15 protein-coding genes are annotated in these 17,029 nt (G+C 66.8%); 4 read left to right on the forward strand and 11 right to left on the reverse strand.

Translation table 11 applies throughout. The features are described 5' to 3' along the window. Positions 1-44: 44 nt before the first annotated feature. The gene (locus B3349_RS18045) at positions 45-917 is read left to right on the forward strand and encodes a methylglyoxal synthase (protein ID WP_291590777.1); all 873 of its coding nucleotides are present in this window, start codon (positions 45-47) and stop codon (positions 915-917) included. A gap of 114 nt (positions 918-1,031) precedes the next feature. Here B3349_RS18045 and B3349_RS18050 read toward each other — a convergent pair whose 3' ends face one another. After that, on the reverse strand, positions 1,032-1,478 hold the full coding sequence (locus B3349_RS18050; RefSeq protein WP_291590778.1) for a cupin domain-containing protein: 447 nt from the start codon (positions 1,476-1,478) through the stop codon (positions 1,032-1,034). A gap of 325 nt (positions 1,479-1,803) precedes the next feature. Between B3349_RS18050 and B3349_RS18055 the strand changes: the two genes are divergently transcribed. Beyond that, positions 1,804-2,916: an alkene reductase gene (locus B3349_RS18055; RefSeq protein WP_291590779.1), complete on the forward strand. Its 1,113-nt coding sequence runs from the start codon at positions 1,804-1,806 to the stop codon at positions 2,914-2,916. Between the two features lie 22 nt (positions 2,917-2,938). On the opposite strand, the gene B3349_RS18060 is transcribed toward B3349_RS18055, so the two are convergent. After that, entirely contained in the window at positions 2,939-3,934 is a 996-nt protein-coding gene (locus tag B3349_RS18060) for a porin (RefSeq protein ID WP_291590780.1), read from the reverse strand. Between the two features lie 181 nt (positions 3,935-4,115). Continuing rightward, positions 4,116-5,123 (reverse strand): LysR substrate-binding domain-containing protein, encoded by a 1,008-nt coding sequence (locus B3349_RS18065; RefSeq protein ID WP_291590781.1) that lies wholly within the window; start codon positions 5,121-5,123, stop codon positions 4,116-4,118. Positions 5,124-5,272: 149 nt separating this feature from the next. On the opposite strand from B3349_RS18065, the gene B3349_RS18070 reads away from it, so the two are divergent. Then, positions 5,273-6,010, forward strand: coding sequence for a sulfite exporter TauE/SafE family protein (locus B3349_RS18070; protein ID WP_414646936.1), 738 nt, complete (start codon positions 5,273-5,275; stop codon positions 6,008-6,010). Positions 6,011-6,137: 127 nt separating this feature from the next. Here the strand turns inward: B3349_RS18070 and gdhA are convergent, their stop codons facing one another. The 4 genes from gdhA to B3349_RS18090 all read right to left on the reverse strand — a co-directional run bounded on the left by gdhA (position 6,138) and on the right by B3349_RS18090 (position 11,610). Next, a complete protein-coding gene (gene gdhA / locus B3349_RS18075) occupies positions 6,138-7,484 on the reverse strand; it encodes an NADP-specific glutamate dehydrogenase (protein ID WP_291590783.1) in 1,347 nt (448 codons plus the stop codon). Positions 7,485-8,198: 714 nt separating this feature from the next. After that, positions 8,199-9,044, reverse strand: a complete 846-nt coding sequence (locus B3349_RS18080) for a MurR/RpiR family transcriptional regulator (protein ID WP_066536420.1) — start codon at positions 9,042-9,044, stop codon at positions 8,199-8,201. 92 nt (positions 9,045-9,136) lie between these two features. Further along, positions 9,137-11,182, reverse strand: a complete 2,046-nt coding sequence (gene mutL / locus B3349_RS18085) for a DNA mismatch repair endonuclease MutL (protein WP_291590784.1) — start codon at positions 11,180-11,182, stop codon at positions 9,137-9,139. 191 nt (positions 11,183-11,373) lie between these two features. Continuing rightward, complete coding sequence (locus B3349_RS18090; protein ID WP_066536417.1) at positions 11,374-11,610, reverse strand: YMGG-like glycine zipper-containing protein; 237 nt, start codon at positions 11,608-11,610, stop codon at positions 11,374-11,376. 346 nt (positions 11,611-11,956) lie between these two features. Here B3349_RS18090 and B3349_RS18095 point away from each other — a divergent pair, with 346 nt between their 5' ends. Next, a complete protein-coding gene (locus B3349_RS18095) occupies positions 11,957-12,613 on the forward strand; it encodes a DedA family protein (protein WP_218333811.1) in 657 nt (218 codons plus the stop codon). Positions 12,614-12,750: 137 nt separating this feature from the next. On the opposite strand, the gene B3349_RS18100 is transcribed toward B3349_RS18095, so the two are convergent. The 4 genes from B3349_RS18100 to pgaB form a co-directional block, all read right to left on the reverse strand. Beyond that, positions 12,751-12,972 (reverse strand): glycine zipper domain-containing protein, encoded by a 222-nt coding sequence (locus tag B3349_RS18100; protein ID WP_066536412.1) that lies wholly within the window; start codon positions 12,970-12,972, stop codon positions 12,751-12,753. Between the two features lie 142 nt (positions 12,973-13,114). Beyond that, entirely contained in the window at positions 13,115-13,642 is a 528-nt protein-coding gene (gene pgaD / locus B3349_RS18105) for a poly-beta-1,6-N-acetyl-D-glucosamine biosynthesis protein PgaD (protein ID WP_291590789.1), read from the reverse strand. Further along, positions 13,639-14,985 carry a poly-beta-1,6-N-acetyl-D-glucosamine synthase gene (gene pgaC / locus B3349_RS18110; protein ID WP_291590791.1) on the reverse strand — a complete coding sequence of 449 codons (1,347 nt, stop codon included), beginning with the start codon at positions 14,983-14,985 and terminating at the stop codon, positions 13,639-13,641. Before pgaC ends, pgaD begins: the two co-directional genes overlap by 4 nt. After that, positions 14,982-17,024, reverse strand: coding sequence for a poly-beta-1,6-N-acetyl-D-glucosamine N-deacetylase PgaB (gene pgaB, locus B3349_RS18115; RefSeq protein WP_291590792.1), 2,043 nt, complete (start codon positions 17,022-17,024; stop codon positions 14,982-14,984). The genes pgaC and pgaB overlap by 4 nt, the downstream gene beginning before the upstream one ends. Positions 17,025-17,029: the final 5 nt, after the last annotated feature.

Below are 17,029 nucleotides of genomic sequence, written 5' to 3' on the forward strand. Positions count from 1 at the left end.
GTCTATGCTCGGTAATCCAACCAGTTTTATGGGAATGCTCCGACATGCTCTTGGGTCTTGCCGCCAACCGACTGCACCACCAAACCGAAGATGGCGCTTTGTTCGCCCTGCTGCGCGCCTGCGAGCCGGGCATCCGCGAGCTGCAGCTGGGCCTGCATGTGGTGGGCCGCACCTGCGACGCCATTGCGGCGGCCGAAATGCTCAAGGGCTACAAAGGCCTGGTGCGCTATCCCTATGGGCGCGACGGCGGGCTGATGAAGCTGGTGGCCGAGGTGGTGGGCATGCCCGGAGAAGGGCGCACGCTGGACGGCGCCATCTATCTGACCGATCCGGTCGATCCCTCGTCCATCTTTCCCGAGGCGCTGGCGCTCAAGCGCCAGTGCGTGATCCACGGCAAGCCGTTTCTGTCGACCGTGGCCAGTGCGCGCGACTGGGTGGAGATGGAGCGCATCCATGCCGGTCTGGCGCCCGACCGCAGCGCCGACCGGTTTCACGACTTTGCGCACCAGACCGTGGCCCTGATCGCCCACGATGCCATGAAGCCTGCGATGCTGGATTTTGTGGGCCGCAACTTCGAGCTGCTCTCGCGCTTTCAGCGCCGGGTGGGCACCGGCACCACGGGCCAGAAGCTCAATGAACTGGCCTGGAGCAAGGGCTGGCCGGCCGATCGCCCCTGGGTGGATCGCTTCAACAGCGGCCCGCTGGGCGGTGACGCACAGATTGCCGACCTGGTGCTGGAGCGCCGCTGCCAGCGCGCCATCTTCTTTGAAGACCCGCATGTGGCCCGCCAGCACGAGGCCGACATCCAGTTGCTGGAGCGCGCCGTGACCACCATCACCCACGAGGCGGTCTGCGCCACCTCGCCCGCCGTGGCGCAGCGCTGGTGTGATGCGGCGGTGCTGCGCGCCCGGATGTGACACAGGCACACCTTGGCTGTCTTTTCAGCCCGGTCGGCATCCGGCAAATTTTCCGGATGCCCTGAATGCACACAGCCGCCCCAGGGCGGCTGTGTGCATTCAGGGGGGCGGTGCTCAGGGTGCGGGCGTGGCCAGCGGCTTGCCTTTCTCCACCACATAGACGCCGATCAGCTTGACAGCCGCATTGCTGGCGTTGTGCGCGTCATGCACCACGCCGGCGGGCACCACAAACGATTCGCCAGCCTTGAGGGTGCGGGGCGGCTGGCCGTCCACCAGCAGATCGACCTGGCCCTCGCTGACATAGCTGATCTCGTCACCGGGGTGGGTGTGCCGTCCGGCCCGTGCGCCGGGGGCCACTTCGACCCGGGCCACCACGGCTTCACGCCCCGGTGTGGAGACATCGGCCTTGCCCACCAGGGTGCGCGACAGGCCACTGGCGGGTACGGCCTGTGCGCCCTGCGTGGCAGGCGGGCTGGACTGGGGGGCGGCGCAGCCGCCCAGCAGGAACAAGGCACTGGTGCACAGCACGCTGGCCACGGCCGCGCGGGAAGAAAAATGCATGGAACGCTCCTAGGCTGGGGTGAAAGGGGAAACAAGCTGTCTTTTGTACCGGGGTGTGGGGCTGGGTGGCCAGGGGGGCGGCCCTAGGTAGGGCCTGAGCGCAGGGCGGTGTGGCTGGACGGTGGCGGGCCGGTACGGCGGCCGATATGCGGTGTCCCATTCCCATGCACACCACGCCTGTGGCGCGCCGGTCGATGCGGCACAGGCTTGCACCACGGGCATGGGCGCATGCTGCAGTCCGGTAGCCCATGCCATATCCTGTGCACTGCAACATTTTTCCGTCTGCGCGACCATGGACGCCATGCCCTCTGAAAGGCCCTTGCCGATGTTGTTCACCCCCTACCGCCTGGGCGCACTGACGCTGCCCAACCGATTGGTCATGCCGCCCATGACCCGTTCCCGCGCCGCCGCCGGTGACGTCCCCACCGCGCTGATGGCGCAGTACTACGCACAGCGGGCATCGGCCGGGCTGATCGTCAGCGAAGGCACGCAGATCAGCCCCCAGGGCCAAGGCTATGCCTGGACCCCGGGCATCTACAGCCCCGCGCAGGTGGCCGGCTGGAAGCAGGTGACCGATGCGGTGCACCAGGCCGGCGGCCGCATCTTTGCCCAGCTGTGGCATGTGGGCCGCATCTCGCATGTGGACCTGCAGCCCGGGGGCGTTCCGCCCCTGTCGTCTTCGGCCTTGCTGGCCGAGGGCGTGAAAGTATTTGTGGACCCCGGTCAGCAGGGGCCGGAGGCCGGCGTGGGCGGCATGGTGCAGCACAGCATGCCCCGCGCGCTGACGCTGGAAGAGATTCCGGCCATCGTGCGGCAGTTCGCCCACGCGGCCCGGAACGCGCTGGATGCCGGGTTTGACGGCGTCGAGCTGCATGGCGCCAATGGTTATCTGATCAACCAGTTCATCGATTCCCAGGCCAACGACCGCACCGACGCCTACGGCGGCAGCTTGGGCAACCGCCTGCGCTTTCTGAAGGAAGTGGTGGAAGCGGTGATGGCTGTGGTGGGCAAGGACCGCATCGGCGTGCGCCTGGCGCCGCTGACCACGCTCAATGGCGCGGTGGACGACACGCCCCAGGCCACCTACCTGGCGGCGGCCAGGTTGCTCGACGATCTGGGCGTAGCCTATATCCACATTGCCGAAGTCGATTGGGAAGACGCGCCCGAGATGCCGGTGGCGTTCAAGGAAGCGCTGCGTCTGGTCTACCGCGGCACGCTGATCTACGCGGGGAAATACACCGCCGCCACGGCCGAAGCCGCCTTGCAGGCCGGCTGGGCCGATCTGATCGGCTTTGGCCGGCCCTTCATCGCCAACCCGGACCTGCCGTACCGCCTGCAGCACGGGCTGGCGCTGAATCCGCCCGACGGCAGCACCTTCTTCGGCGGTGCGGCCAAGGGGCTGACCGACTACCCCCTGGCATCCGCCCTCCCGGCCTGAATGCCGCAGGGCTGGCGGCGGCTCAGAAATGCTGGCGCAGCCCCACGCCGAAGGAGCGCAGATCCCCACCGGGGGGGGCCGTGCCGTAGCTGGCATGGGCGCGGTTGTCCAGCCGGGTGAACAGGGCGTACAGCTTGGTGCGCGGGCTCAGGTGGTGGTTGCAGGCCAGCGTCCATTGCAGGGCCTGGGTGTCGGCCGCGTTGCCGGCCTTGCCGGCGTAGCCCACATTGACGTGGTATTCGCTGGCGCCGCGGGTGTGGATGGCGGCGATGCGCGTGGTGTGGCGGCCGCCCTGGGCGGCGTCCACCGCATAGCCGGCATGGTCCCAGCCGCGGCTGTACTGGTGGTAGGCCGAGAAGGTCCAGCTTTCGCTGAGTGTATAGGTGGCACGCAGCGTGGCCTGGCGGGCCGGTCCCCAGTCGCCATAGCCCAGACCGAAGGACCAGTCGCCACGCACGTAGGTGGCGGCCAGGTCCCAGGCGTTCTTGGCGGGCTCTGCGGCTTGTTCGTGCAGGCTGGTGCCGATCTCCACCGTCAGATCGTTCCAGGTGGGCGTGCGGTAGGACACATGGTTGCTGCCCTGCGACACAAAAGCGTACAGCGCATCCGCCGAGGTGTCGGTGTCGAAGTTGTGTGCATTCACCACATCGGCGGTGGCGTAGTAGGCCTCGCTGATGAGGCGGCCCATGCGCAGCATGCCGAAGTGGCCGGACAGATGGACTTCGCTCTTGCGGTTGAAGAAGGCGGTGTCGGTGTTTGCGCCGGTGTCGGATTCAAAGCCGCTTTCCAGCTGGAAACCTGCTTTCAGTCCACCGCCCAGATCTTCCTGCCCGCGCAGGCCGAAAAAGGATTCGTTGTTCAGCATGCCGGTGGTGCTGACATGGTCCTGGGTGCTGCGTTCCACCGAGGTGTTGATACGGCCATAGATCTGCAGGCCGGCGGTTTCGGCCTGGGCGGTCAAAGCCAGGGCTGCCAGGCTGGCGGCAACGGCCAGCACGGAAGGGGTGCGTAGGTTCACGGCAATGGGAAAAGAAAGGCAAAAAACACATGCCCGGGCCGCTGCTGGGCAGCGATGGCACAGCGGGCGCGCATGGGGGCGTGGCGGAGGCAGCTCCGCGGTCCGGCCATGCGGCAAGGGGCGACATGCTAGGCCAAGCAGGGCCGGGGTGCAGGCGGCGCCGGCCAAAGCGCAGCAGAGGCTATGGGGTTGGGGTGGTGCGGTCGGCCTGGTCCGGTAGGTCGGCGCAGACCTGCTGCAAGGCCTGCACCAGCAGTTGCTGCTCGGCGTAGCGGGCGCCTGCCTTGCGCTGGAACAGCGTGATCGGCGGCAACTGCCAGCTGAACTGGTGGGGCACGGTGGCCACACCGGCAATACGCACCAGCTCCTGGGCGATATCGGCCGGCACGATGGAGACGGCGCGTTCATTGGCGGCCACCAGCTCGCCAATCACCTTGGCGGACAGGCTTTCCACATAAGGAGGTGGGGGCTCCACACCGGCGCGCAGAAAAAAGTCGGTGATCTGCTCGCGCATGGGGGTGTTGCGCGGCCCCAGCACCCAGTCCAGTTCTGCCAGCCCGGCCCAGTCCAGCGGCCGCCGGGCCAGGCGTGCGGCCAGCTTGCGGTGGGCCACCAGCTGCGGTGCCTGGGCATAGAGCACGGTGTGCTGCAGACCGTCCATGTTCAGGATGGCCGAGGTGCGGCCGACCACGCAGTCCAGCTCGTGCGCACGCAGCCTCTCCAGCAACTGGTCGCTGGTGGATTCGTGCAGCGTGACGGTGATGCGCCGGCCCTGCAGGCGTGTGCGGTCGATCGCCTGGGCCAGCATGCGCCCGGGCAGAAAGGGGATCACCCCCACCTGCAGGTGGGCGGCACGTTCCTGGGCCATGGCGGCCATGTCCAGTGCCCAGTGGTCCAGATCCGCCAGCAGGGTGCGGGCACGCGCCAGCACCAGCGCGCCCAGGTCCGTGGGGGCCATGCCCCGGGACGAGCGGGTGAAGAGCGGTGCGCCGAACAGGGCTTCCAGCTCCGCCAGGGCCTGGGTGACGGCGGGCTGGCTGGTGGCCAACTGCTCGGCCACACGAGTCAGCGAGCGCTGCTCGGCAATGGCTACCAGCAGCAGCAGGTGCTTCATCTTCAGCCGCTGGGCCAGGCGGCGTGCCAGTGCCAGCTGGGGCAGCGGTGTGACGGGGGCGGCAGGAGGCTGCATGGCAAGCGTTATTCCATAAGTAAAAAGATATGAAGTAATAAAAATACGCGATTTTCTGCTTATGGCAAGTGCTCAGAATCCCGGCCATGGACCGCGCCGTTGCGGGCGGTGCAGACACAAGGGAGTGGCAGGACGTGGAATCGCTGTGGATGGTGGTGGCGCTGGGCGCCGGGGTGGCGGGGTTTGTGCAGGGGCTGTCGGGCTTTGCCTTCGGCATGGTCGCCATGTCGCTCTGGGCCTGGGTGCTGCCGCCGCAGCTGGCGGCGGTGCTGGTGGTGTGGGGGGCGCTGCTGGGCCAGTTGCTGGCGGTGTTCACGGTGCGCCGGGGCTGGAGCTGGGCGCTGCTGCTGCCGTTCGTGCTGGGGGGGCTGGCAGGCATTCCGCTGGGAGTGTGGTTGCTGCCGCAACTGGACATGCGCTGGTTCAAGGCGCTGCTGGGCGGCCTGCTGGTGCTATGGTGCCCGGTGATGCTGCTGGCGCCGCGCTGGCCGGCACTGGTGGCGGGCGGGCGCTGGGGCGACGGGCTGGCTGGCATGGCCGGCGGGGTGCTGGGCGGCGTGGGCGGCTTCACCGGCGTGGTGCCCACGCTGTGGTGCACCTTGCGGCGCTACCCCAAGGAGCTGCAGCGGGCGGTGATCCAGAATTTCAACCTGTCCATGCTGCTGGTGACCATGGCGCTGTACCTGGGCACGGGCATGGTCACCCGCGAGATGCTGCCGCTGTGTGCCGTGGTGGCGCCGGCCATGCTGTTGCCGACCTGGCTGGGCACCCGGCTGTATATCGGCATCAGCGAGGCGCGCTTCCGGCAACTGGTGCTGGGCTTGCTGACCTTGTCGGGCGTGGCCATGCTGGCGGCGGCAGTGCCGCAACTGCTGGCAGCGTCCTGAACCAGCAGGGCGGGGCGATCAGGGGGCGTGGGGTTGGGATCTATGCGTGCCGCACTATGCAAAACAGGGACCCGAAGGTCCCTGTTGGAGTGCGTGCACTGCGCGCTGCGGCAGCGCAGCGCCGGGCTTAGATCACGCCCTGGGCTTGCATGGCTTCGGCCACCTTCACAAAGCCGGCGATGTTGGCGCCGTCGATGTAGCTGGTGGAGCCGTCGGCACGCTGGCCGTACTTCACGCAGGCCGCGTGGATGCCTTGCATGATCTGCAGCAGACGGGCGTCCACCTCTTCAGCAGGCCAGCTCAGGCGGGCTGCGTTCTGCGACATTTCCAGGCCCGAGGTGGCCACGCCACCGGCGTTGGATGCCTTGCCCGGGGCGTACAGCACGCCAGCGGCTTCGAAGGCCTTGGCAGCTTCGATGGTGGAAGGCATGTTGGCGCCTTCGGCCACGCAGATCACGCCGTTGGCGATCAGGGTCTTGGCATCGGCCTGGTCCAGCTCGTTCTGGGTGGCGCAAGGCAGGGCCACGTCCACCTTGATGGACCAGGGGCGCTGACCGGCCAGGAATTCCACGCCCTGCACCTGTGCGGCGTAGTCGCTGACGCGGCCGTATTTGTTGTTCTTGATGTCCATCAGGATGGCCAGCTTCTCGGTGGTGAAGCCGTTCTTGTCGTACACGGTGCCGGACGAGTCGGACACGGTGACGACCTTGGCGCCCAGGGCCATGGCCTTTTCCACGGCGTACTGGGCCACGTTGCCGGAGCCGGACACGGAGACGGTCATGCCTTCGAACGACTTGCCGCGGGTCTTGAGCATTTCGTCGGCGAAGTACACGGTGCCGTAGCCGGTGGCTTCAGGACGGATCAGCGAACCGCCGAAGGTCAGGCCCTTGCCGGTGAACACGCAGGCAGCGCTGTTCGACAGTTTCTTGTACATGCCGGCCATGTAGCCCACTTCGCGGCCACCCACGCCGATGTCACCGGCAGGCACGTCGGTGTCCGGGCCCACATGGCGGAACAGCTCCTGCACGAAAGCCTGGCAGAAACGCATGACTTCGGCCGGGCTCTTGCCCTTGGGGTCGAAGTCAGAACCGCCCTTGCCGCCGCCCATCGGCAGCGTGGTCAGTGCGTTCTTGAAGGTCTGCTCGAAGGCCAGGAACTTCAGCACCGACTGGTTGACCGAGGGGTGGAAGCGCAGACCGCCCTTGTAGGGGCCGATGGCCATGCTGTGCTGGATGCGGAAGCCGCGGTTGACCTGGACCTGGCCCTTGTCGTCGGTCCAGCTGACGCGGAACTGGATGATGCGCTCGGGTTCGACCAGGCGTTCCAGCAGGGCGTTGTCAGCGTACTTGGGGTTCTTTTCGATGAAGGGCCACAGGGATTCCATCACTTCGGTGACGGCTTGCAGGAATTCGGGCTGGCCAGGGTTGCGGGCAGCAACTTCTTGCAGGAACTGGTCGAGAGAGGCGTACTTCATCAGGAACTTTCAGCAGACAAAAGGTCGATCGCGGAAATGCGAAGAGGAAAATTATGCCAAAAATGTATGGCGGCATGCACCAAAAAAGACATAACCTCTACAAGACTGGTGCATGACTGATTGTTTTTGGTGCGTATTTGTGGGTTTGCGCACAAATTTGGAGCATTTGAGGCGCGGACAGCGAAGCGGCCCATGCAAACGCCGAGATGGCGCCCAGCAACGGCCAGCGGCCGGTGGGCCGCACGGCGGGCTGCCAGGCTGGCGTGGTGGCAGCGCCTCCAATCCATGTGCTGGGGCGATGCAAGGCATCGCGAATGGCGATGATTAACGCCTGAAGGGGAATAGCGTGCCGCACCGGTACAGGCCGGTCGCGCAGACTGGCAAAAAGCGGCAGCAAGCGGCAAGGGGGCGGTGGCAGGCGAAGCCGGTGCCGCAGGGAGCGCTGTCCCGGAGGGCTGTGGGCCTGGTCAGGCGGTCTTGCGGCGGCCCAGGCCGGGTGGCTGGTCACGCTGTTCTGCCGCCTGCGCGATTCTGGTGGTCCGCGCTGTGGGCGTGCATGGCGGCGGGCGGGGCCGCTCCATGTCCGGTGCGTCGGTGTCTGTGGCTGGCTGCGCACCGATGCAGCCCAGGGTCGGCAGGCACTGCGGCCAATCCGTGCCACGCGCCCCCCGGGCCAGGCGGTTCAGACTCTGCGCTACAGCGGCGGCAGGCCGCTCAGATCAGCTCGAACGGCTGGTTGCTCCACTGCACGGCGTGGGCCGTCAGGCTGTAGATCAGGGCCGATGCGGCCGTGGTGTCGAAGACGGGCGGCACATGGCGTTCGGCACCGCCCTGGTTGCGGCTGTAGGCGCTGGTGTGGCAGCGCAGCAGCCAGTCGGATGCCGGGGCGGTGCTGGCCAGATCGGTGATGCACAGCACCTTGGCGCCGGCCGTGCGCGCGGCCTGGGCCACTTCGCCCAGCAACGGATCGGTGCTGTGCAGCGCAAACAGCACCACCAGATCATGGGTGTCCAGGCGCGGCAGCACGTCCTGCACGGTTTCGCCCAGGTCGGGCACCAGGAAGGCGCGTTTGCCCAGGCCATGGCGCAGCTGCCAGCGCAGGTGCGTGGCCAGGCTGTGGTTCTGCTGCAGGCCCATGCAGAACACCTGGGGGGCCTGGTTCAGCGCGGAGGCCATGGCGTCCATCACCGGGGCGGGAATCTGCGCCACGGTGGCCGCCACGTTCTCTTGCACCTGCTGCCACAGCTGCATCGGGGTGGGCGCATGTTCGGCCACATGCACCGACAGCGGCACGCCACTGGGCGTGCTGTCCAGCCGGGCCTGGCGGCGCGCTTCGTCATAGCTTTCAAAGCCCAGACGGCGCACAAAGCGGGTGACGGTGGCGTTGGACACCCCGGTCAGCTGGGCCAGTTCGCTGGCGCTGTAACCGGCCGGGTTCAGCGGCTGGTCCAGCACCATCTGGGCGAGCTTGCGCTCGGTGGGCGAGAAATCGGGCAGCGCCTGGCGCACGCGGGCAAAGAAGGGGGCGGCGGGAGCAGGGCTGCGGGGGGTGGTGGCCATGAAAGCAGACGGTTCGGCGGAAACTGGGGCGAAAGTGTAGAGACAAATGGCGGCGCGCGCTGCAGGCAGGCTGCAGCACGGGCCGCCCGGGATCAACGGCCGCGCAGGAACAGCGCGTCCAGCTCCTTCATGCTCAGCTGGCGCCAGGTCGGGCGGCCGTGGTTGCACTGGTCCGAGCGCTCGGTGGTCTCCATCTGGCGCAGCAGGGCGTTCATCTCATCCAGGGTGAGGCGGCGGTTGGCCCGCACGGCACCGTGGCAGGCCATGGTGGCCAGAATCTCGTTGCGTGCGCGCTGCACCACGCCGCTGGCGTCCTGCTGCTCCAGCTCGGCCAGCACGCTGCGCGCCAGCTCCACCGCATCGCCCTGGGCCAGCGTGGACGGCACGGCCCGCACGGCCAGGGTTTTGGGCGAAAAGGGCGCCACTTCCAGCCCCAGCTCGCGCAGGGTGTCGGCATGGGCTTCGGTCGTGGCCACTTCCTGCGGTGTGGCAGCAAAGGTGGCGGGAATCAGCAGCGGCTGGCTGGCAATGGGCTGGTCGTTGCCCAGCTGGGCCTTGAGGCGTTCGTAGACGATGCGCTCGTGCGCCGCATGCATGTCCACAATCACCATGCCCTGGGCGTTTTCGGCCAGGATGTAGACGCCATGCACCTGGGCCACGGCGCGGCCCAGCGGCCAGGCGGCCGCATCCGAGGCGGTGGAGGGCGTGCTTTCTGCGGCTTGCGCGCCGGGCGTGGCCGCGGGCGACAGTGACGGTGCGGTGCTTGGGGGGGCCAGTTGCGGACCCGTCGAGGCAGGTGCTGCGGCCAGGGGCATCGCTGCGGCGAATGCCGTCGCAGGGGTTTCGGCAGGTGCTTCGGTGGATGCTGCGGCGGGAGCTGCCGTGCCGGCCGGACTGGCTTCGCGCATCGGGGCCCACAGCGCCGTCATGTCGTTGACCACATGGCCGGCGCGCTCGGTCAGCGGCATGGCGTACTGCACCTGGGGCGTGCGGGCGGGCGTTGGGGTCTGGGGCTGCCAGGCGGCTGGCGTCGCCGAGGTGCCCGCAGGCGTGCCGCCTTCCGGGCTCTGTGGCTGCGCTTCGGCTTGGGCGGCCAGCAGCGCGGCGCGCGGGGCGGCCAGGGCGTCCTCGATGGCGTGGCGCACGGCCTGGTGCACTTCGCGGCTGTCCCGGAAGCGCACTTCGATCTTGGTGGGGTGCACATTCACGTCCACCCGGGCCGGATCGATGTCGATGTACAGCGCATACAGCGGCTGCTTGTGGCCGTGCAGCACATCTTCGTAGGCGCTCTTGGCGGCATGCGTCAGCACCTTGTCGCGCACAAAGCGGCCGTTGACATAGCAGTACTGCTGGTCCGGACGGGAGCGGGCGGCATCCGGCAGACCGGCACGACCGATCACCGTGATGCCGCTGCTGCTGGTGCGCTGCACCGGCAGGGTGTTGTCCACAAACTCCTGGCCCAGCACATCGGCCAGGCGCAGGGCCAGGGCCGCATCCGTCAGGGTGCCGGCGGGCACGGCGCGCCACTGCTCCATCAGCTTGCCTTCGTGCCAGATGGCAAAGCCCACGTCCGGGCGGGCCAGGGCGTGGCGGCGCACGGCTTCGATGCAGTGCGCCAGCTCGGTGGCATCGCTTTTCAGGAACTTGCGGCGGGCCGGGGTGCTGAAGAACAGTTCCTTGACTTCCAGTGTCGTGCCCTGGCCGCGGGCGGCAGGGCGCAGCTCGCCGCTGCGGGCGTCGAGCAGGAAGGCGTTGTCCTGCCCCTGGGGGCGGGAGAGGATGGAGGCTTCCGACACCGAGGCGATGGCCGCCAGTGCCTCGCCCCGAAAGCCCATGGTGACCACGGTTTCCAGGTCGTGCAGATCGCGGATCTTGCTGGTGGCATGGCGGCGCAGGGCCACGGGCAGTTCGTCGCGGGGAATGCCGATGCCGTCGTCTTCGACCGAGATCAGGCGCACCCCTCCGGCCAGCAGGCGCAGCGTGATCTGCGTGGCACCTGCATCCAGGGCGTTGTCCACCAGCTCGCGCACCACGGAGGCGGGGCGCTCCACCACCTCGCCGGCGGCGATTTGGCTGATGAGTTCGTCAGGAAGGTCCTGGATGCGCCGGCGAGCGGGCGTGCTGTCAGAAGAAGTCATTGCCGGTGATTCTATGCAGTGCCGGCCCGGGTGCCCGCCGCCGCGGCCATACCGCAGGCCGGGATAGGGGCGGGCCGGAGGGGGAGAGGAGCGGGCATAAAAAAACCCGCAGCCCTGGGGCGGCGGGTGAAGTGAGCGCGCTGGCTGCAGGCAGCCGGCGCGGATCAGTACCAGGTCGACCGGGAAGGGGCTCAGCGGCGGTAGCGGCGGCCACCTTCGCTGTTCTTGCCCACTTCATTGCCCAGCAGGGCACCGGCAGCGGCGCCGCCGATGGTGCCCACCGGGCCGCCGAAGAGGGCATTGCCCAGCACGCCGCCGGCGACGGCACCCACACCGGTCCCGATCTGGCTGTTCGATGGGTGGTGGGCGCATCCGGCCATGCCGAAAGCAGCCAGGGTCAGGGTGGTCAGGGCTAGGGTTCGCTTCATCACAACAATTCCTCCTTATGGAATCACCAACTCTCACCAACGGAGTTGTTGGCGCATGGGCGCACTGTGCCGTCTTGCAGGCCGGGTTTTGCGAAGAACGTGTCGCCCGCACATAAAGATGTGTAACAAAGCGCATGCGTTGACAGGGCAAATCGAATTGCTTGAAAGCAAAAGTTTCTATTGCATGGAAAGGTGTGCAGATTCCGCGCAACGCCGCAACGGCACCACCGACAGCGCTACAGTACGCGCAGCAAGCGCGCACCGGTGGGTGGGCGTTCTGGGCGTATGCCGAAAAATCCACAGGAATAACGGCCACACGCCTTACCGATTACTGAGAGAGCGCATTTTGGAAATCATCCAGTTTCTGATCGACTTCATCCTCCACGTGGACAAGCACCTGGAGGCGTTTGTGGTGGCCTATGGTCCGTGGGTGTACGGGCTGTTGTTCCTCATCGTATTTGTGGAAACCGGCGTGGTGGTCATGCCGTTTCTGCCGGGCGATTCGCTGCTGTTCATCGTCGGCGCGCTGGCTGGCGCCGGCATGATGGACTATTCGCTGGCCTGCGGGGTGTTGCTGGCCGCGGCGATCCTGGGCGACCAGAGCAACTACAGCATCGGGCGCTTTCTGGGGCCCAAGGTGTTCCAGTGGGAGGATTCGCGCTGGTTCAACCGCCGGGCGTTTGACCAGGCGCACAACTTCTATGAGCGCTATGGCGGCATCACCATCATCCTGGCGCGGTTCATGCCATTCATTCGCACGTTTGCGCCTTTCGTGGCGGGTGTGGCGCACATGGGGCGTGGCAAATTCACGCTGTTCAACGTGGTGGGGGCACTGATCTGGGTGCTGGGCATCACGGCCGCGGGCTATTTCTTCGGCAATCTGGCGTTTGTGAAGCAGCACCTGGAAAAGATCATCTGGGCGCTGATCCTGGTGCCGGGGCTGATTGCCATCTACGGCGCCTGGCGCGCCGGCCGCAAGGAGCAGCAGGTCGCCATCCGCTGACCGGAGGGCGTATCCCGCACGCACTGTGCGGGCCGGGAGAAAAAAAGCCACTGCAGCGCTGCAGTGGCTTTTTTCATGGCGGGACCAGCCGCGCCCGGCACGGTGGCCAGGGGGCTGGGAATTCCCCGCTCAGGCGGTCAGCGGCGATCCTGGTTCTTGCCGATCTGGTTGCCGATCACGGCGCCTGCGGCCGCACCACCGATGGTGCCGACAGGGCCGCCGAAAACGGCATCCCCCACCACCCCACCGGCGACGGCGCCTACGCCCGTCCCCAGTTGTTGGTTGTTGGCACAGCCACCGAGGCCTGCTGCCAATGCCAGCACGGCGACACAGCTTCCAAGGCGTTGCAATGTGTGCATTTCAGCTCCTTTCATCCATCTGTGAACTGCAGTGCGCAGCCCCATTGCAGACAGTCTTGCCTGCCGGGCTGCACCAGCGTGTCGGACACCCATCGGGTATCCATGTAGGACGCAAGGAGGGCTACGCTTTGTCTCGGTTGTTTCATGCCTGGCGCAGGCTGGGCGGCTCCGTGCGCGAGCGGGGTGCTGCACGCTCCTGGGCGATGGCCGTGATCGAGCCGTCAGGCGCATGGTGGATCACCGATACCGGTTGGGAACGCAGGCTGTCGAGGGCCGCCTGGTCGATGCCGTAGCTGCGGGTCAGACGTGCATCGTCCAGGGCGCTGGCGGAACTGCGGCGGCTCTTGCCGTGGAAGCGGCTCCAGTTGTACAGCGCCCAGACCAGCAGGAACAGACCCTGCAGCACCATGGCCAGGGCGTAGATGATCAAGGTGTCCACGGACGGCATGACGCGGGAGAAGAACGGCATGTCCACGCCCTGCACCTGGTTGCTGCCCACGGCCATGATGCCGCGGACCAGCAGGTACAGAAAGGCGCACCAGGCCAGCAGGGTCACGATCCAGTCCACGGCATGCCGGAACGCGGAGCGCTGGCTGCGGATCACCATGGTGGAGGCATCGATTTCAAGCGGCAGGTGGTTGGCTGCCGGTGTGGTGGTGGGGGCCATCATGGTGTCTCCAGTTGTTGGATACCCCGGTCCGGGCTGACCCAGCGGGCGCGCTGGGGCTGGCGGCGGAGCATGACCTTGGGAAAGCTCACCAGGCTGGTGAACAGATTGGTCATCCAGAACACCAGCGGGTACCAGATCACCCAGAACAGGGTGCCGACCAGGCCTTTTTCGTAGCGCCGGTCGATGTAGATGCTGACCGCGAACTGCAGCAAGCAGGTCGCACCCAGCACCAGGCCGGTGAACGCCGGCGGGAACAGGGTTTCCACATGGATATGGGCCGGCAGCGGCATGACCTTACCCAGCAGGAACAGCAGGATCGACAGCACAAAGGCGTAGGCCCACAGGGTGGAGACCAGAAACTCCGCCAGCAGCGGCCACATGCGGCGGTTGCGCCAGTGCAGCAGGCTGCCGAAGTTCTTCAGGAAGATCTCGGCGCCGCCCTGGGCCCAGCGCAGGCGCTGCTTCCACAGGCCGCGCAGGGTTTCGGGCATCAGAATCCAGCCCAGTGCGCGCGGTTCGTAGAAGATGGACCAGTGGTCGCGCTGCAGCTTCCAGCTGATGTCGATGTCCTCGGTCACCATGTCCAGGCTCCAGTAGCCCACGCGGTCCAGCGCCTGGCGGCGGAACGCCGCAATCACGCCCGATACGGTGAACACCTGGCCGTACACCCGCTGGGTGCGCTTGATCAGACCGATGATGGACGAGAACTCGCCCACCTGGACAATGCCCACCAGCGTGGAGCGCGTGCGCACCCGGGGGTTGCCGGTCACGGCGCCGACACGGGGGTTGTCCAGCATGGGCCGCACCAGGAAGGACACGGCATCGGGGTCCAGAATGGCATCGCCATCGATGCAGACCAGGTACTCGCTGTTGGACGCCAGCGCGCCCATGCGCAGCGCCATGGCCTTGCCCTGGTTCTCGGCCAGGTGCACCACGCGCAGGCGGGGGTGGGCGGCGGCCATGCGTTCCAGCAGAACGGCCGTGCCGTCGGAGGAACCATCGTTGACGGCGATCACCTCCACATTCGCGTAGCGCTGCTGCAGCGCTGCCAGCAAGGTCTCCTCGGCGTTTTTTTCTTCGTTGAAGCAGGGAATGATGATGGCCACCTGGGGTGAGCCGGGCAGGGAGGGCACCTCGCGGTCTTCCAGGCGGTCGCCCCATTTCCATGCGCGCTCCAGGTGCAGATAGAAATACAGGCCCCCCGCCATCCACAGCGCCGACATCAGCAGCGGGTAGAAGAAGACAAAGTCCAGGACCAGGTCGCCCGTGACAGCCACGGCGACCACGAATGGCATGGCGATGACACACACCATGAGCACAAAGGCAAAGATTCGGTGTTTCATGGGTAGGGATACCAGGTAATGGACATGTGGGGACGGATGTCCTTCAGCACGGGATGGTCCTGGGTGAAGTCATCCGGGTAATAGCCGTAGTGCTGCACGCCACGCAGTTGCAGCCGGCGCATCCAGGTGGCAATCACCTGGGAGTCGATCAGCTGGTCGGTGGAAGACGCGTGCGCGCCGGGTTGGCGCCAGTCGCGCGTCTGCAGCTCGAAAATGGTTTTCTGCAGCGCGCCCGGGCGTTGGGCCATATGGTCCACCAGCTGGTCCAGCCAGCGGTTGGCGTCCTGCCGGGGCACTGATTCCATGTAGGGCATGGCCATCGGTGCGGTCCAGTCATAGGCGTTCAGGAAGTCGTCGGGGTTCTGCGCGAACCACTGTTCGGCCTTGGGGTCCAGGATCGGGGCCGCAAAAATGTTGCGGGCGGTCTTGATTTCCGGGCCGCGGATCTTGCGCACCTTGTCCGTCAGCTCCTGCGTGAACTGCACCAGGGCCTGGGATTTGAAGCGCGTCCAGCGCTGCATCAGCGCCGGATCCGCGCGGATGGCGCCGATGTCCCGGGGCAGCCCGGCACGCTCGTAGGCCGCCAGGGCGTCGGGGCTGGCATCCTCAAAATCGGACAGCAGAGCGTCATCGTGGTAGAGCACGCCGGCAAACGATGCGTGGCGGGCCAGGTCTTCGTACAGCCGGCCTATGGCTTCGCGGTTGCGGGCGTTGAAAGGGCTCAGGCGCTGGTACTGGCCGGGATCGACCGCCACCTGGCCATCGGCGGGGTTCCAGCGGGTGACACGCGGGAAACTGTCGTCCAGCGCCAGACTCAGCACCGGCATCCAGGCATAGACGCGGACTCCGCCGCGGCTGGCCAGCTGCCAGGCCACACGGTTGAAGAGGTCGGCACGCATGGGCAGCACCGCGTTGGGGAAGTAGACCTCCCGGACCAGACCGTCGCCATCGGGATCGGAAAACGCCTGCAGGAAGACGGTGTTGATCTTCATGTCTGCAATGCGCTGCACCAGCTGGTCCAGGTTCTTGGCCTGCTGCGCCGGATCGGCGTCGTAGACGTAATCCAGATCGATGTGCGTGACACGCAGATTGGGCGAGGGGGCCTCGTCCACCATCAGTGTCGCAATGGCCTCGATGTTGTCGCGCCCCGTCATCAGCAGGCGCGGCACGTTATCGGGTTTGTGCACATCGGCCAGGCCCACCTCCAGCGTCAGGAACAGCTCGTAGCCTTCTTCGCGGATGACCTGCAGCGCTTCCCCGCTGGCGCGGCCGTAGGGCCAGACCCAGACGCGGGGCTTGCGGCCCGTGGTTTCGATGATGGTGCGCGTGACGGCCCGCACATCGTCGCGCACGCGCTGCTGGAATTCCTGCGAGGTCTCGTAGCGCTGCTTCTCCGGCAGGTACTGGTGGTTGGCCATATGGGGCATCAGATTGCCCTGGGGGTTGCCCTGGCTGCCTTTGTGGGAGGCGAAGGTGTGGGCGCCGATTTCCACCAGCGGCGACTTGGCGACCCGGCCCAGCTCCTGTGCGTTCAGGAACAGTTCCCGGGGTGCGGGCTCATCGCCAAAGATCACCGGCTGGGAAGCCGGGGTCAGCATCCAACTGCCCACCGGCGCCAGCACCGCCGGCCAGTTAAAGCTGCGCAGCAACGGGATGACCCGGGTGTAGAAGTCCTTGTAGCCATCGTCGAACGTCAGCAGCACGGCCTTGGCGGGAAGCTCCGGGCCCCCTTTCTGGGCAGCCAGGATCTGGTCCACCGACACGGCCTGGTAGCCGTTCAGGCGCAGCCATTGCAGCTGCGCCACCAACTGGTCCGTGCGCACGGCAATGAAGGACTGGTCGGCCACGCCGTCCTGGATGGCGTGGTAGGCCAGGGTCAGGTAGTGGTTGCGGGGCCAGGCCTTGTCATGGCTGGCGACAGTGCGTTGGGCGGGTGGGGTGAACACCGGAATGTCTTTGGCACAGCCCGCACCGAGGAGTGCGGCGGCGGACAGCAGCAAGGCCAGCAGGCGGCGGGAGGAGCGGGTGGGTGTGTTCATGGCTT

The organism is Comamonas sp. UBA7528 (assembly GCF_002479375.1).
In the GTDB taxonomy this organism is placed as follows: domain Bacteria; phylum Pseudomonadota; class Gammaproteobacteria; order Burkholderiales; family Burkholderiaceae_C; genus Comamonas.